The organism is Thiocapsa roseopersicina, from assembly GCF_900106925.1.
Lineage (GTDB): Bacteria > Pseudomonadota > Gammaproteobacteria > Chromatiales > Chromatiaceae > Thiocapsa > Thiocapsa roseopersicina.
In genome coordinates this window covers 62012-76689 of the sequence record NZ_FNNZ01000013.1, presented here as the reverse complement: position 1 = coordinate 76689, position 14678 = coordinate 62012, and the positions used below count along the sequence as shown (strand labels likewise).

The following is a 14678-nucleotide window of genomic DNA, read 5'->3' as shown; positions in this document are numbered from 1 at the left end:
GTGAAACAAGCAACGAGGATCACAGCATGACCCAAACTGTCGGTTTCATCGGACTCGGGATTATGGGTCGGCCGATGGCCTTGAATCTCGTCAAGGCCGGCTACGACCTCGTCGTTCATGCCCGGCGTCCCGAATCGATGGCGCCGCTGGCCGAGGCCGGTGCACGGATTGCCGAGAGCCCCGCGGCGGTTGCCCGAGAGACGTCGATCGTCTTCACGATGGTCTCGGATACCCCGGATGTCGAAGCGGTGATCCTGGGTCCGGATGGGGTCATCCAGGGCGTCCGACCCGATGCGGTCGTCGTAGACATGAGTACGATCTCGCCCTCGTCCACGCGGATGATCGCCGAGCGACTCCGCGACGCCGGGGCGGCGATGCTCGACGCCCCGGTTTCGGGCGGCGAGGCCGGGGCGAAGGCCGGTACCCTGTCCATCATGGTCGGGGGCGAGCCGGCCGACTTTGCGCGGGTGCGGCCGCTGTTCGAGGCGATGGGCGGGAATATCGTGCACGTCGGCCCGAGCGGTGCCGGTCAGGTCTGCAAGTCATGCAACCAGATCGTCGTCGGCGCGACCATCGCCGGCGTCTCGGAGGCGGTCTTGCTGGCGCAGGCGAGCGGTGTGGATCCGCGGAAGGTGCGCGAGGCCCTGCTCGGCGGCTTTGCGGGCAGCAGAATCCTGGAGGTGCACGGCCTGCGGATGATCGAGGGCGATTACACCCCGGGCTTCAAGTCACGCCTGCATCGGAAGGATATGCGGGTCGTGCTCGAGTCCGCGCAGGAGTTGGGGATCTCCTTGACGACGGCGGCGATGGTCGCGGAATGGCTGGACCTGCTGGTCGAGCGCGGGCTGGGCGAAGCGGATTCCGCAGCAATCTTCGAAGTGATCCGGGGGGCGGTCGGCGAGGGGTAAATCCTTCGGCGATCAAAGGACGCCGTCGAACATGATCGGTGTGCCCGGCTGCTCCAGCTTGACCGGCTTGCTGAAATGGTACCCTTGGGCGTCGTCGACCCCGAGTCCCTTCAGAATCGCCAGGATCTCGGCGTTCTCGACGAATTCGGCGATGACGCGCTTACCCATGCCGTGGGCCATGTCGGTGATCGCCTTGACGAATATCCGGTCTTCCGGATTCTTGGCGATGTCTCGCACGAAGGCCCCGTCGATTTTGACCTCGTCGACCGGAAGTTTGCGCAGATAGGCGTAAGAGGCATAGCCGCTGCCGAAATCATCCAGGGCGAACCGACATCCGAGCTCCTGCATTCCGCGCATCAGGCGCGTGGCATTCAGCAGACTGTTGATCGCGGCGGTTTCGGTGACCTCGAAGGAGATCCGCTCGGGCGCGATACGGTGTTTTTCCAAGAGGTGTCGCAGGTCCGTCAGCAGTAAAGGGTCGTCCATCGCGCTGGCGGAGAGGTTGATCGAGAGGCTCAGGTCATTCCGCAGCTCCATAGCGGCAAGCGCATTGTCGATGACCCACCGATCGATAGCCTGGATCTGTCCGGTGCGTTCGGCCACGGGGATGAACCGATCGGGATACACCATCCCGCCGCGCACATCGCGCATCCGGAGCAAGACCTCCATGTGCCGTACCCGCCCGGTGGCGATCTCGATGATCGGTTGCACGTGCAGCTCGAATCGCCCCTGGGTCAATGCCTGATTGATCTGCTCGCGCCAGAGCACGCGGGCATCGAGCTGCTCCTTGCCCTGGTCTTCCTCGGAGAAGAGGTACCAGCGCCCGCGGCCCTTCTCTTTGGCCTGATACATGGCGAGATCGGCACTCGCCATGAGTTGGCCGATGTCGTTGCCCTGGGTCGGAAACATGACGATGCCGATACTCGCCGTCACCCTGTGGCGGCGGCCGTGCTCCTGTAGGCTGATCGAGCAGACCGCCTCTTGGACCGACTCCGCGCTGGCGAGGGCGTCGTCCTCCGTCGCCTCGGGCAAGACCAAGGCGAACTCGTCTCCGCCCAGGCGTGCGAGCAAATCGCTTGTCTGTGTGACGAGTCTCAATTGCTCGGAGACGCGCTGCAGCAAGGTATCGCCGACGCGGTGGCCGCTCAGATCGTTGACGTCCTTGAATTGGTCGAGGTCCAGGAACAGGAGGGCGCCCTGATGTCCGAAACGGATGGTTTGATCCAGGATGCGCTCGAAATCGTCGTTGAAACGGCGGCGGTTGTACAGCTGTGTCAAGGGGTCGTGGTCGGCGAGCCAGACGAGGCGGGCCTCGGCCTGCTCGCGGTCGTACTGGAGCAGCTCCATGCGGTCGGTCAGGCTCCTAACAGTGTCTGTCATGAGATCGATCTCGTCGCGCAGCATGAGCGACTTCGAGCGCCCCGGGAGCTGGCGGCGCAGATCCGCATAGCGGTTTTCCGCCAGCAAGGGGATCACCGTTGCCAAATCCCTGAGTCGGTACAAGGGGCCCTTGATGATCAGCAGGAGCAACGAGCCCGAGAGGATCAAACCCAGGGTTCCGAGCAGGATGCTGCCGGTCGTGGCCGTGCGGATCGCCTCGCGCTGGGTCGTCACGTCGTTGATCACGAGAGCGTCGATGCCGGCGGCAAGCGCCGGGATGCGAAAGATCTCGGACCAGCCCGACCCATGCGGGATCAGAAGCGGCTCCTGCATCGTGTCGCCGCTTGTCAGCATCGGCGCGGCGGCGCGCAGAACGGGCAGGGTGTCGTCCGGGTAGGTGACGGCGGGAAACCGCAGGTATTCCGAGCTGAGCGGATTCAACAGCTCCGCGGACCGGGCATCATCGCGCCAGGTGATGGCGACCTCGGCCCCGGTCAGCGCATGGAAGGCCAGCAATGCATCGGCAAGCGAGCGGCCGAGGACCAGGTTGCCGGCGAAGGTGCCATCCCAAAGGAGCGGGGTTGCTTTGTACTGCCGGCATTCCGGGCTGCACAAGAGTGCCGCAATCGCCTGCTCGGGCGTTCTTTGAAGCTCGGCGCGCAGTGCGTCCGGAATATCCTGAGCATCTTCCGGCCAGACGATTGCCGTGGTGCCGTCCGGCCGAATCCACTGAACGGATCGAATGTCCCATTCCAAATCGAGCATGGCACCGTTGGTAAGCAACGCCTCCTGGATCGCAGCGTCCGGGTCCGTCATCGACGATTCGCCGCGACCGAGCAGAGGAACCAGGCTGGCGAGCTTCGACATCGCTTGGGTGCCCTCTTCGACGAGCGCGCGCAACTGTCGAGCTTGTTGATCGCGAACGGCGCTCTGTTGGAGCTCGAACTGACGGGTCAGCTGAAAGTTCGAGATCAACGCGAGCGATGCATTCACGAGCACGAGCGCCAGGGTCATGGCGATGAGCGCCTTCCAGCGCAGACTCAGATCGACCGACGGCGTGGTCTTGACGGTGGCTCCGTCGTCCATCCCCGGGGGCCTTAAAAACGCACCGAAATGGAGGCGGCGAAGACGTCCCACTCGCGAACGAGGTCGCCCGAGTCCGGGTTTTCGCGGATCGACAAGGCGTAGGTTCCGTCGTGTCGTTGAAACTCGAGACGAAACATGATGTTCGGATTGAGGTCCCAGCGCAGCCCCGCTGTCAGGATCTTGGAGAAGAAATCGAAGCGTGGCGTGGTTCCGCCGGTGAGATCCGAGAAATCCCGTCCGTCGCGGTCGTTGCGATTTGCAAAGCCTTCCTCGTAACGGGCCATGATCTCGAGATTCGGTCGAAGTCGGTAGGCACCCTGAAGATAATACCCCTCCATGACCTGATCTTTGAAGGGGAAATAGGGGCCGAGATCGTTCCAGTGCGTGGGTGCTCGGGAGTACTCGGCCGAAATCGTCCAATCCGCAGCGTTGTACTGAAACGAAGCGACCCAGTCGAAGACGTCGATGGTGCCCGAGCTCAAGGGCGACCCCGGGCCGGCATCGAAGTCCAGTTCGGTCAGGATGGCGCTGAGGCCGAGCTTGAGCTCGTCTGCCGGAGTCGAGAACCAAAGGCTCCCGATCCCCCAGTTGATGCCATCGGCCTGCATCTCGCCGTCGACGTCGGCGCCGAGATATGCCCATTCCGCGTTGTCGTCGATCACGGACTGCCCGACGCCCAAGTTCAGCGAAAGATTGCCCTGCTCCAGGTAACGGTCTCCGTAGAACATGATGCCGTCGTAGGACAGCAAAGCGTTGCGAATCTTATCGTAGTAGATGACCTGCGGAAGAAAAATGCTCGGGCGCGTGAAGGGAACGTCGCGCGTCTCGTTGTAGAGTCCGAACGGATTTTTGATGCGCCCGAGGCGCACCCCGAGGCGCCGCTCGGTATCGGAGATGGGTGTAAAATCCACCAACCCATAGTCCAGAGACGGGGTGCCGTCGTACATCTCCCCGGCGCGTCGGACCAAGAGCTGCCCCGAAAACAGCAGACTCGGAGTGCTTTGGTAGGAGGCGTTCAGCCCTATCTCGGTGAAGTCGAACGAGGTGCCGGGGCTATTGCCGAAATAGTAATTGTCGGTCGACTTGAGGACGGCCTGGCTGGCAAAGCCGTGGACCTGCAGCTTCCCCTCGACAAACTCCAGTGCCGGAGCCGCGCTCGGAATTAGCCATGCCAGCATGACCGCGATAGCGAGCCGGGTACGCATCTCAACGCACCTCCAACAGGCGAATACTTGAATTATCGATCGGTCCGTCTGCATAGCCGATCGCTCCCGGCGTGGTTGCGATACGGTCGAGCATCTCCTGCTCGCTCGATACGGTTGTCGGCGCCTGCCCTGTCCCGGAAAAGATCTGTCGGTCCCAAACGCGGCGAAGTTGGTAGGGATAGAGTCCGAGGACTTCGTTGGAGAAGCGATTATGAAGTGCGTTGTTGTCGGGGAGTACGAAAACCTTGACCAATGTTCCGTTGGGCCAGTTCTTGAGGCGCATCGTGAAGAAAAGACGGGCCTCGTTGCGGGTCAAGGTCTCGACATCCGAGTCGCGGTGAGCGATCAAGTCTTGCGGACTGGCATGCAGCGATAAGCAGCACAAGGCCGCACCGACCGAGCTCTTGAGGATATTGCGCACAGACCGTCGGGAGATCAAGGCGTGTTCCAGAAGTCCTGAATCGACTCATCCATCACGGGTGCGCTCGAGAATCGAGGCCCCGTGCCGAGGTCCTTACAGCGCCGATGGACGGTATCGAAGACAGGCGCGGCCCGAGCGATCGCGGGCAGGTCGCCTTCTCAACCGGCACCGATGCCGTGCCGCTCTTCCCCGTTGACTGGAGTGTCGGCGTGGATTGTCTTATCTGGGCGTCTGCGAGTCGCAACTCTCGTCATGATCTTCGCCATGATCGAGCGCGGTCTCGTGAGTCGCGACCGGGCTTGGGGAGATAAAGCGACGCCCCAAGTCTAGTTGGTACGGGTGCCTATACACAAGGGTCATGTCCGTGCGCAAAGCGTTGCATGTCGCGTCGGTGCCGAAGACGACTCTTGCAGCGGATCCGTAATCCTTGGGATTACGCGACATGTTGTTGATGTGCTAGCCTCCTGCACTGGGCGAGGCTCAGGTCGTGTGGCGGACAGGAGCGCATGTCGGCGAAACTTCCAGGAGATGCTCGGCGCAAGTGTAATCTCGCCTCTTGTTTTGCGCGCTCGCGGCCTGTGGTTGCGTGGCTCCGATATTGTCACCCGGAGGGTTGCATGAGCTTGAATGCGGTGGAGTCAGCGAGTCATCCGGGGGCGGGCCACGGTCCAGATCCATACTTTCGGTTCACCTGCGTCCGGGATGCGTCGGATCTGGAAACCGTTTACTCGATTCGCTATCAGGTTTACTGCGTCGAGCGCGAGTTTTTGGACGAGGCGCACTATCCGACGCAGTTGGAGTCGGACGACTACGACGCGCACGCTCTGCATGTGCTGGCCACCCATCGTGCGGGGCATCCCGCGGGCACTGCGCGGCTGGTGATGAGCTCTCCGCTCGGGTTTCCGGCGATGCAGCACTGCGTCTTCTCCGAGGAGTTCGGTTTCCTGAACGACCCGAGTCATCCCTCGCTGGCCCGATACGGAGAGGTGTCGCGTCTTGCGGTGTCCAAAGCGTTTCGCAGGCGCGAGGGCGATACGCCCTACGGCGGTCCGCCGCGGGAGGAGTCGCTGTCGGGGGAGGGGGCAGACGTGCTTGCCTTTGCGCCCCCGCGCAATTCCCCGGAAATTCTGATGGGTATCTGCCGCTTGCTCTATCAGCAGAGCAAGCGACGTGGGATTACCCACTGGGTCTTCGCCATGGAGCGGAGTTTGTACGTATTGCTCAAACGCATGGGATTCAAATACATGCCGGCTGGCCCGGAAACAGACTATTACGGTCCCGTGCGACCCTATGTCGTCAGTATCGATGCGCTTGAAAGAGGGGTTTCCAGGGCCTCGCCGGCGACGTTCGCATACATGGTCAAGGGTCTCGAGCCCGCCTTGATGCCTGTCGGTCTGCAGGGCCAGGACGCAAGCTGGCGATCGGTCGGCTCTGCCGCGTGAGGTGCCTGCGGTCAGCGACCGCTGCGGGTCTCTCGCGCGAGGCGATCACCTCTTAGCGGTCCGGGGCTACATCGCTCCGATGTAGCTGAATTTTCTCTCGTAATCGAGCGTTCGGCCGAATGGAAAGTCACCATGGCGCCAGATCTCGATTCGATCGCGCGCAACGGACTCCGGGCCCGAAAGGCAGGTCGCCAAGCCATCGGCGATCTCGTTTTCGTGCGCGGTCGAACCCGCTCCCAGCTGAATATGCAAACGCGTGCCCGTATCGCCGGGCTCGATGCGGAATGCTCCGCTGAGCTGGTCGGCGAGGTGTGGCTGCATATAGAGCGCGTCTTTGATGTCGAGCAGGGTGCGTCCGTCGGGTAGGACATCCTTTTCCCGGCCCGCGACCGCGATCATCGGAAGCTTCGGGATCGCGATGCCGTTCTCGCCTGCCTGCTGCAGGGCGTGGGCAATCTCGGTGTTGATCACCAGCCTGGCGCGATCACCCGTGCGGTAACGGATGAGCGGAAGCATCAAGGAGGGGTCGAGCGTCGATAGGGTCAAGGCACCGAAACCGCTCGCATCGGGCTCGATGACCTCGACGAAAATCCGCATTGGATCGTAAACGAAGACCAGCGGCGGGACCCGGCCCGGCCAATCGCCGAGCGCAGTGCTCAGGAGATCGCGTCGGCGATACGCCAGTTGCCGAATCCGGACCGTCTCCCTCGTCTCGAAGAAAAGATTGAGGCCGAGCTCGCCGACACCCATCGATGAACCGACCAAGCCGCGCGTCCAGCCCTCGGGATCCTGCCCGAGTCGGCTCGCGACATAGTGACGGAAAGCCTCCCCGAAGGTCTCCTCGCCGAGGATGACATGGATCTTGAAGCGCCCCCACTCAAGCCCCGTCGCACGTCCATGATCCAGGATGCGTTTGCAGAAGAGCGGGTCGGTGACCAATACAGTCTGGTCGTAGCGGGGGGAAAACTGCTCGACCAAGGCGCACACCATATCCTCGCGCACGCTGGTCTCGGCGACCGTGACGGTCGAGCAGGAAAAGCGCACGCCCATCGGGAGTGCATTGATCAGGAGGGTGCGGTTGCGATCGGTTCCGAAGGCGTATTCCATCGCCAGCTCGATCACCTTGGCCGCGCGTTTGTTTTGCCGATGCGTGGAGAGACCGAAGGCGAATCGCCCGCCCTGCCCCGAGCTTGTCAGGACACCCGCCAACGGCCCGAGCCGTCCGCCGACGCACAGTTGCTCGATCGGGACGCTGCCGAAGACGTCCTGCTTTTCGAGAATCGGGCACAGTGCCAGGAAATCGGCGGGCGTGCGGATCGTCTCGGCAAGGATGCCGCGCGTCTTCAGCAGGGCGGCGTAGGCGGGCACTTCGCGCGCGACACGTTGAAACCGCTCGACGATACGCCGCTTGCCCGCCTGGACGAGCGCCGTTGTATCGACGTGCTCCATCGCCTTGAGCTGCCATCGCCGCACGAGCTTGTCCAGTGCTCTCATCGCCTTCGACCCGATCGAATTGGATGTATCCTCTACTCGTAGACGGTCGTGGCGACGCCGTTCATGACGGCAACCCTCGCGACACCGGCCGCGCCGAGCGGACACATGTAGTTGATGATGGCGACGGTGCGTGTGTTGTTGAGCGCCTCCTCCGACATCAGCATGACGGAGCCGTCGCCGCGCGAGTTTCCGGGGGCGCAGCCACAACGCGCCAAGTCATCCGTCGTCATGCCGGGGGCGAAGGTGCAGGCATCGCCGCGCGAGCTCGACGGCGTGGATTGACAGCCGGTAACCGCAAGCATGTAGGTCAGAAGGCCGAGCGTGATCGGACGTATCCCGAATCGGCCGGCCGGTGGCTTCCCGCATACCCGATCGCGACGGCGAGCCGCGACGGCGGCGACGCCGTTGGACATGTCGATTTCCGGTTACTCGGATTCGACGCGGGTGACGGATGCGCGCAGTGCCGCAAGGATCAGCCCACGCGCAGCTTTTTCGTCGAGGTCCGGGATATCCCAAGCCATGATGCGGCAGTACTTGCGCACCAGGTGACGAACATCGTCTTCGAGCTCTTGGGCGTAACGTCCCATCTCGACTTCTTCGATGGTTGCCATATCGACCTCCAATCGTTTCAGCGAATCTCGACCTTGCCTTTGACCGAACGGATGAAGGTCGCGACCACGCCGTCGCCCACCGCCAGCTCTTTGAGGAGTGCGGGGTCATTCACGGTGAAGTCGACCGTCTCCTGCGCGCCCTGCACGCTGACCTTGCGCTTGGCCTTGTCGACCGCCGCGATCCGACCGTAGAGGGTCATGGTGTCGGTCATGGTGCCGGCCGGCTTCCTTCCGCGCTCGCGGTCGACGACCGTTTCCTGCGTCGTCCCGACGGCGGCCTTGTCGGGTCCCTTGACAAGATCGATGAGTACGGCCTCGGTCTCGGTGATGGTGAGCTTGTTGCCGATCTTGATCCCGTCGAGGCGCCCGACCTGTTCAGGGACATTGATGACCTGGAACCGGCCATCCGGTGTCTTGATCGTCAGCATGCGTCGCTCGACGTTGACGATCTCGACGATCCCGCTGATCTCCGAGGTGACCTCGGCGCCCGTGACCGGGATGACCGTCACGTCCGCTATCGTGGTCGAGGAGACCGTGGCGATCCCGCCTGCAAGTGCGAAGGCCAAGCTCATGGCCAGTGTTTTTCCATTCATGGTGTGCTCCCCTGTTGTGCGGACGGATCGACTCGGATCATCCTTTCGGAGCCGATGTTCCGTCTGCTTATACTTGTGAATGGTGCTTGCGCGAGGGTGAGTTTCTCCGATTCCCGTCGCGGTGCGAATAGCGCCGACGCACTGCTGCCGGCGCGCGAACGGTACCCCGTCGGCGCCGCTCCTGCAAGCGACCCTGTGGACGGCTCCATGGATGAACAAGAATTAAGGTGTCGGACATCCTCGGGCAATGGCGGCGCCCGGATACTCTCGACCTGTTCAGCAAACCCCCGGTGCGCATCCGTCTCGACGGCGATGTCGCCCGGATCTTGGTCAGGAGAATACCGTGTCAAATCGCCGAATCACAACCCCGACTCGATCGATCGCCGCCCCTGTGTCGCTGCCTCTGCGGCACCCGGCACTCGTCAGTGCGACCTTGGCCCTTGCCCTCGCATCCGGCGCCCTCTATTGGAACGGCCGCGGTGCCGTGGCTGCGGATCAACCCATCCCCGTGGATGCGCGCGTCGCATCGGCGGCGCTTCCGAGCTTTGCCGACGTGGCCGAGCGGGTCACCCCGGCCGTGGTCAACGTCTCGGTCAAGTCCGAGAGTCTTCAGCCCATGGCGTTGCAGGGTCACCCGGCGCTTCCGCCGGATGCCGAGGTGCCCGAGTCCTTCCGGCGTTTCTTCGAGCAGCGCGGGCGGGCGATGCCGCGCCAGGCCACCGGGCAGGGCTCGGGTTTCGTGGTGGACAGCGACGGCCATATCGTCACCAACCATCACGTCATCGAGGGCGCGGGCGAGGTGACGGTTGTCCTGAACGACGGCACCGGTCATGTGGCGCGCGTGGTCGGTGTCGACCCCAAAACGGACCTCGCCGTGCTTAAGATCGACATCGACCGCCCGCTGGTCGCTGTCGAGCTGGGTGATTCGAGCAAGGCGCGCGTGGGCGATTGGGTCCTGGCGGTCGGCAACCCCTTCGGTCTCGGCGGATCGGTGAATGCCGGGATCATCTCCGCACGCGGACGCGACATCAACTCGGGCCCCTACGACGACTATCTACAGATCGATGCGCCCATCAATCGCGGCAACTCGGGCGGACCTCTGTTCGACATCGAGGGTCGGGTGATCGGCGTCAATACCGCCATCTTCTCGCCGAGCGGAGGCAATGTCGGGATCGGCTTCGCCATCCCGGCCGAGACCGTCGAGCGTGTGGTGGCCGACCTGCGCGAGAACGGGCGCGTGGAGCGCGGTTGGCTGGGCGTGCAGATCCAGCAGGTCACAGAGGAATTGGCTGCCGGGCTCGGGCTCGAGGAGGTGACCGGCGTGCTGGTTGCCGATCTGGTGCCCGGCAGTCCCGCCGCCGCGGCCGATCTGCGAACCGGCGATGTCATCCTCAGTGCGTCCGGGCAGCCGCTCACGAGCGCGAAGGACCTGTCGAAGCTGATCGCCGCGACCAAGGCCGGCACCGCCATGACACTGAGCGTGGTGCGCGACGGCACGACGCGTGACCTGACCTTGACGATCGGTCGGATGCCCGACGAGGATCAGGTCGCGGCGGCGCCGAGCGAAGACGCCGACGCGCCGAGCCGCCCCCGGCTGGGACTCTATCTGTCGCCGCTCACCCCGGAGCTGCGTGCCGAGCGCGGGCTCGACGCGGATGCCGCCGGCGTCTTCGTCGCGCAGGTCGAGCCCGACAGTCCGGCCGATCGCGCCGGGGTGGAGGCCGGCAGCCTCATCTCGATGGTCGGGAAGGCGTCGGTCAGCACGCCGGAGCAGGTCGTGACCGCGGTGCGCGCGGCCGCCGAGGAGAAGCGTGAAAGTCTGATCCTGCGTGTCGAGAAGGACGGTCTGCCCCTCTTCATTGCCGTCCCCTTCGCGTCCTGATCTCGGGCGCACCTAAGGCGTAGCGATCGCTTGGCGACAAGCGATCGCGCGCCTCGACTGTGTGGCTTCCGCGGTATGCTATTTCGGCCAAAGGCTGATAGCTGGAGGCCGAACGCCCGAGCCCGGCCACATCACCCCCACTTCCCGACGAGCAACCCATGCGAGTCCTCCTGATCGAAGACGACCGCCAAACCGCCGACTATCTCCTGAAGGCACTCGCCGAAACCGGCGCGGTCACCGACCATGTCGCGGACGGTCGCGCCGGTCTGTTGCAGGCCGCAAGCGGCGACTACGACGCCTTGATCGTCGACCGCATGCTGCCCGGGCTCGACGGGGTCGGCATCGTGCGGACGTTGCGCGCCTCGGGCAACCGCACGCCCGTGCTCTTTCTCAGTGCCCTGGGCGAGGTCGACGACCGCGTCGAGGGTCTGCGGGCGGGCGGCGACGACTATCTCGTCAAGCCCTTTGCCTTCTCCGAGCTACATGCGCGTCTCGAGGTCCTGTTGCGTCGCGGCAAGGCCGATACTCCTGAGACGCGCCTGCGGGTCGCGGATCTCGAGATGGATCTTCTCAAGCGCGAGGTAAACCGCTCCGGCCGCGAGATTCAGCTCCAGCCGCGCGAGTTTCGGCTGCTCGAATATCTGGTGCGGCACGCCGGCCAGGTGGTGACGCGCACCATGCTGCTCGAGCAGGTCTGGGACTATCACTTCGATCCCCAAACCAACGTCATCGATGTCCATATCAGCCGCCTGCGCGGCAAGATCGACAAGGACTTCGACCCGCCGCTCCTCCAGACCGTCCGCGGTGTCGGCTATATGATCCGCGACGCATGAGCGACGCCGAGGTTCCGGGGTCGGCCCTGCGTGCGCGGGCCGCCAACATCCTGCGCAGCTCGACCTTCCGTCTGGCCGTTCTCTATGTGCTGCTGCTCGGCGTCTCGGTCGGCATTCTCATGGCCTTTCTCTATTGGTCGACCGCCGGCTATATGGACCGCCAGAGCGCGGCCACCATCGAGGCCGAGATTCGCGGGCTTGCCGAGCAATACCGACGGCGTGGCTTGAACGGCCTTTCCTCGATCATTAAAGAGCGTGTTGCACGCGATCCGGTCGGGTCGAGCGTCTATCTGCTGGTCGACGACACGCTCGAGCCGCTCGCCGGCAATCTCGATCGCTGGCCCACGGGATTTCCGGATGCGGAGGGCTGGCTCGGCTTCCGTCTGCGCGAGCGTGGACCGGACCGCACCGAAGAGCATGCGGCACGCGGACAGGTCTTTCTGCTGCACGGCGGTTTGCGGCTCTTGGTCGGGCGCGACGTACGCGATCTGGAGGCCACGCGTGCCCTGATCCTCGACGCGCTCGGCTGGGGGCTGGCCATCACTGCGGCCCTGGCCCTGCTGGGCGGATGGCTGCTGAGCGCGGGCGTGATGCGGCGGCTCGAGACGATCAACCAGACCGCCGGCGAGATCATGGCCGGGGATCTCTCGCGGCGCATCCCGCTCAACGGCAGCGGCGACGACTTCGACGCGCTGGCCGCGAATCTCAACCGGATGCTCGAGCGCATCGAGCAGCTGATGGCGGGCGTGCGTCAGGTCTCGGACAACATCGCCCATGATCTGCGCACGCCCCTGACCCGGGTGAGGACCAAGCTCGAGCTGCTGCGCACCGAGCTCGACGGCTGCGAGAACGCCCGCTCGCTCGCCGCCGAGACGATCGCCGATACCGAGGAGATGCTGTCCACATTCAATGCGCTGTTGCGGATCGCTCGCATCGAGTCCGGCGCCCGACGGGCCGCCTTTGCCCGCGTGGATCTGGCCGCCCTGCTGGAGGATTTGGCCGAGCTCTACGAGCCGCTCGCGGCCGAGAAGGGGCAGGACTTAAGGCTTCGGCTCGACGGTCCGATCCAGGTCACGGGCGATCGCGACCTCCTGTTCCAAGCCTTGGCCAACCTAGTCGACAATGCCATCAAATACACGCCTCCGGGCGGGACCATCGCGCTTGCAGGAGCATCTTCGGAGGATGGCGTGACGGTGACGATTCGCGATTCCGGGCCGGGCATTCCGCCCGAGGCGCGCGACCGGGTCCTCGATCGTTTCGTTCGCCTCGACGACAGCCGCTCTACGCCCGGCAGCGGACTCGGGTTGAGCCTCGTGAAGGCCGTGCTCGATCTGCATCAGGCATCCATCGCGCTCGGCGGCGATGCCGACGGGCTCATCGTGACGATCCGCTTCCGCGATGCGCGCTCCCCGGCCGCTTAAACCGCGCCCGGCGCGGTATGCGATGTTTTTGGATGGGGTCGGCTCCGGCAGATTTGACGGCCGCTGGATCCGGCGCGGTTTAAGATATTAAAAAATATATTATTTTAAACCGCGTCCCCGCTAAGGGTCGTGGATGCACCAAACGTCGAGCTTACTCGAAAGTGAGCATCTCGCTCTGGACGCGATTTAATAGAGTCGCAACCCCGCCGTCGTCTCGGCCCACTGCGCCTCGTCCGCACTTAGGCGCAGTTCCAAATCGCCCGGTCGAGCCTCCGGATCGTCGACCCACTCGCGCAGAACGGTGCAGCCCGAGAGCAGGTCGATGGCGAGACGCTCGGTCTCGTATTCGTAGGGGAAGTCACGCCAGATCGGATAGTCCGAGTACTCCGATCGAACCGCCTTCAGCAGGAGCGCGATGAGTCGGTACGGCTTGAAGCGATCGTGACGGTAGCCGTGATGATCGGTGTGGATCTGGAGCCCCGAGCACAGCCGGCCTGCATGTTTGTGGAAGGTGGGCTCGAACCAGCAGGGGCGGATCAGCGCGCCCTCGGTCCAGTCGGCATGCTCGGCGCGCATGCGTGCGAGCACACGCTCGAAGTCGATATCCGGTGCGCCGACCACCTCGAGCGACACGGTGGTGCCGCGCCCTTCCGACAGCGTCGTTCCCTCCAGCAAGACGGTGCCCGGAAAGCAGCGGGCCATATTCAGGCTTGCGGCGTTGGGGCTCGGGTTAATCCATGGGAGCTCCATGACCGGCCAGCCGAAACCCGGGCCGACCTCGGGGCGATAGCCGTCCATCGCGATCACCTCGAGGTCGATGTCGTGACCGCGGTAGTCGACGATCCAGCGCGCCAGCTCCCCGAAGGTGAGTCCGTGGCGCATCATGATCGGACCCGCACCGACGAAACTCTCCCAGCCCGGCTCCAGGATGCTGCCCTCGATCGGGCGGCCGGCGGGGTTGGGTCGGTCCAGGACCCGGATGGCCTTGCCCGCCGCGGCGCAGGCGTCGATCAGATAGGCCAGCGTTGTGACATAGGTGTAGATGCGGGTGCCGATGTCCTGCAGGTCGACCAGCAACACATCGAAGCGATCGAGCATCGCGTCGGTCGGGTAGCGCACCTTGCCGTACAGGCTGAAGACCGGGATGCCGTGTCGCGGGTCCAGGGCGTCCTCGGTCTCGACCATGTTGTCCTGCTTGTCGCCGCGCATCCCGTGCTGAGGGCCGAAGGCGGCCGTGACATTCAGCTCGCCGAGGTCCATCAGGGCGTCCAGACTATGCCGACCGTCGGATGTGCAGGACGCGGGGTGCCCGAGCAGTGCCAGACGGCGACCTTGAAGGGGTCGGCGCAGCGCTTGGTCTTCCAATAGCCGATCGATACCGAGTCTCACGATGTTCAGGCGG

The 14678-nt window shown here is 64.1% G+C and carries 13 protein-coding genes; 5 read left to right on the top strand and 8 right to left on the bottom strand.

The genetic code is table 11. The features are described 5' to 3' along the window. Window positions 1-26: 26 nt before the first annotated feature. Window positions 27-908, top strand: a complete 882-nt coding sequence (locus BLV04_RS14325) for a 2-hydroxy-3-oxopropionate reductase (protein WP_093033344.1) — start codon at window positions 27-29, stop codon at window positions 906-908. Between the two features lie 12 nt (window positions 909-920). Here the strand turns inward: BLV04_RS14325 and BLV04_RS14320 are convergent, their stop codons facing one another. Genes BLV04_RS14320 through BLV04_RS14310 form a run of 3 tightly spaced genes read right to left on the bottom strand, consistent with a single transcriptional unit; the run spans window position 921 to window position 4895 of the window. Continuing rightward, window positions 921-3374, bottom strand: coding sequence for a putative bifunctional diguanylate cyclase/phosphodiesterase (locus BLV04_RS14320; RefSeq protein ID WP_093033341.1), 2454 nt, complete (start codon window positions 3372-3374; stop codon window positions 921-923). An 11-nt stretch (window positions 3375-3385) separates the two neighbouring features. After that, window positions 3386-4579, bottom strand: coding sequence for a putative porin (locus BLV04_RS14315; protein WP_093033338.1), 1194 nt, complete (start codon window positions 4577-4579; stop codon window positions 3386-3388). Between the two features lies 1 nt (window position 4580). Further along, complete coding sequence (locus tag BLV04_RS14310) at window positions 4581-4895, bottom strand: type 2 periplasmic-binding domain-containing protein (RefSeq protein WP_245731891.1); 315 nt, start codon at window positions 4893-4895, stop codon at window positions 4581-4583. 722 nt (window positions 4896-5617) lie between these two features. Here BLV04_RS14310 and BLV04_RS14305 point away from each other — a divergent pair. Next, window positions 5618-6442, top strand: coding sequence for a PEP-CTERM/exosortase system-associated acyltransferase (locus tag BLV04_RS14305; RefSeq protein ID WP_093033332.1), 825 nt, complete (start codon window positions 5618-5620; stop codon window positions 6440-6442). 66 nt (window positions 6443-6508) lie between these two features. On the opposite strand, the gene BLV04_RS14300 is transcribed toward BLV04_RS14305, so the two are convergent. Genes BLV04_RS14300 through BLV04_RS14285 form a run of 4 tightly spaced genes read right to left on the bottom strand, consistent with a single transcriptional unit; the run spans window position 6509 to window position 9140 of the window. Next, complete coding sequence (locus tag BLV04_RS14300) at window positions 6509-7936, bottom strand: phenylacetate--CoA ligase family protein (protein WP_093033329.1); 1428 nt, start codon at window positions 7934-7936, stop codon at window positions 6509-6511. Window positions 7937-7968: 32 nt separating this feature from the next. After that, entirely contained in the window at window positions 7969-8349 is a 381-nt protein-coding gene (locus tag BLV04_RS14295) for a hypothetical protein (protein ID WP_093033326.1), read from the bottom strand. Between the two features lie 12 nt (window positions 8350-8361). After that, entirely contained in the window at window positions 8362-8547 is a 186-nt protein-coding gene (locus BLV04_RS14290) for a hypothetical protein (protein ID WP_093033618.1), read from the bottom strand. A 17-nt stretch (window positions 8548-8564) separates the two neighbouring features. Continuing rightward, window positions 8565-9140, bottom strand: coding sequence for a hypothetical protein (locus BLV04_RS14285; RefSeq protein WP_093033323.1), 576 nt, complete (start codon window positions 9138-9140; stop codon window positions 8565-8567). Window positions 9141-9531: 391 nt separating this feature from the next. On the opposite strand from BLV04_RS14285, the gene BLV04_RS14280 reads away from it, so the two are divergent. From BLV04_RS14280 to BLV04_RS14270, 3 genes are all read left to right on the top strand, one after another. Then, entirely contained in the window at window positions 9532-11022 is a 1491-nt protein-coding gene (locus BLV04_RS14280) for a Do family serine endopeptidase (protein ID WP_245731890.1), read from the top strand. 158 nt (window positions 11023-11180) lie between these two features. Continuing rightward, complete coding sequence (locus BLV04_RS14275; RefSeq protein WP_093033317.1) at window positions 11181-11855, top strand: winged helix-turn-helix domain-containing protein; 675 nt, start codon at window positions 11181-11183, stop codon at window positions 11853-11855. After that, complete coding sequence (locus BLV04_RS14270) at window positions 11852-13276, top strand: sensor histidine kinase (RefSeq protein ID WP_093033314.1); 1425 nt, start codon at window positions 11852-11854, stop codon at window positions 13274-13276. Before BLV04_RS14275 ends, BLV04_RS14270 begins: the two co-directional genes overlap by 4 nt. A 186-nt stretch (window positions 13277-13462) precedes the next feature. On the opposite strand, the gene BLV04_RS14265 is transcribed toward BLV04_RS14270, so the two are convergent. Further along, the gene (locus tag BLV04_RS14265) at window positions 13463-14668 is read right to left on the bottom strand and encodes an exo-beta-N-acetylmuramidase NamZ family protein (RefSeq protein WP_175534642.1); all 1206 of its coding nucleotides are present in this window, start codon (window positions 14666-14668) and stop codon (window positions 13463-13465) included. Window positions 14669-14678 lie beyond the last annotated feature (10 nt).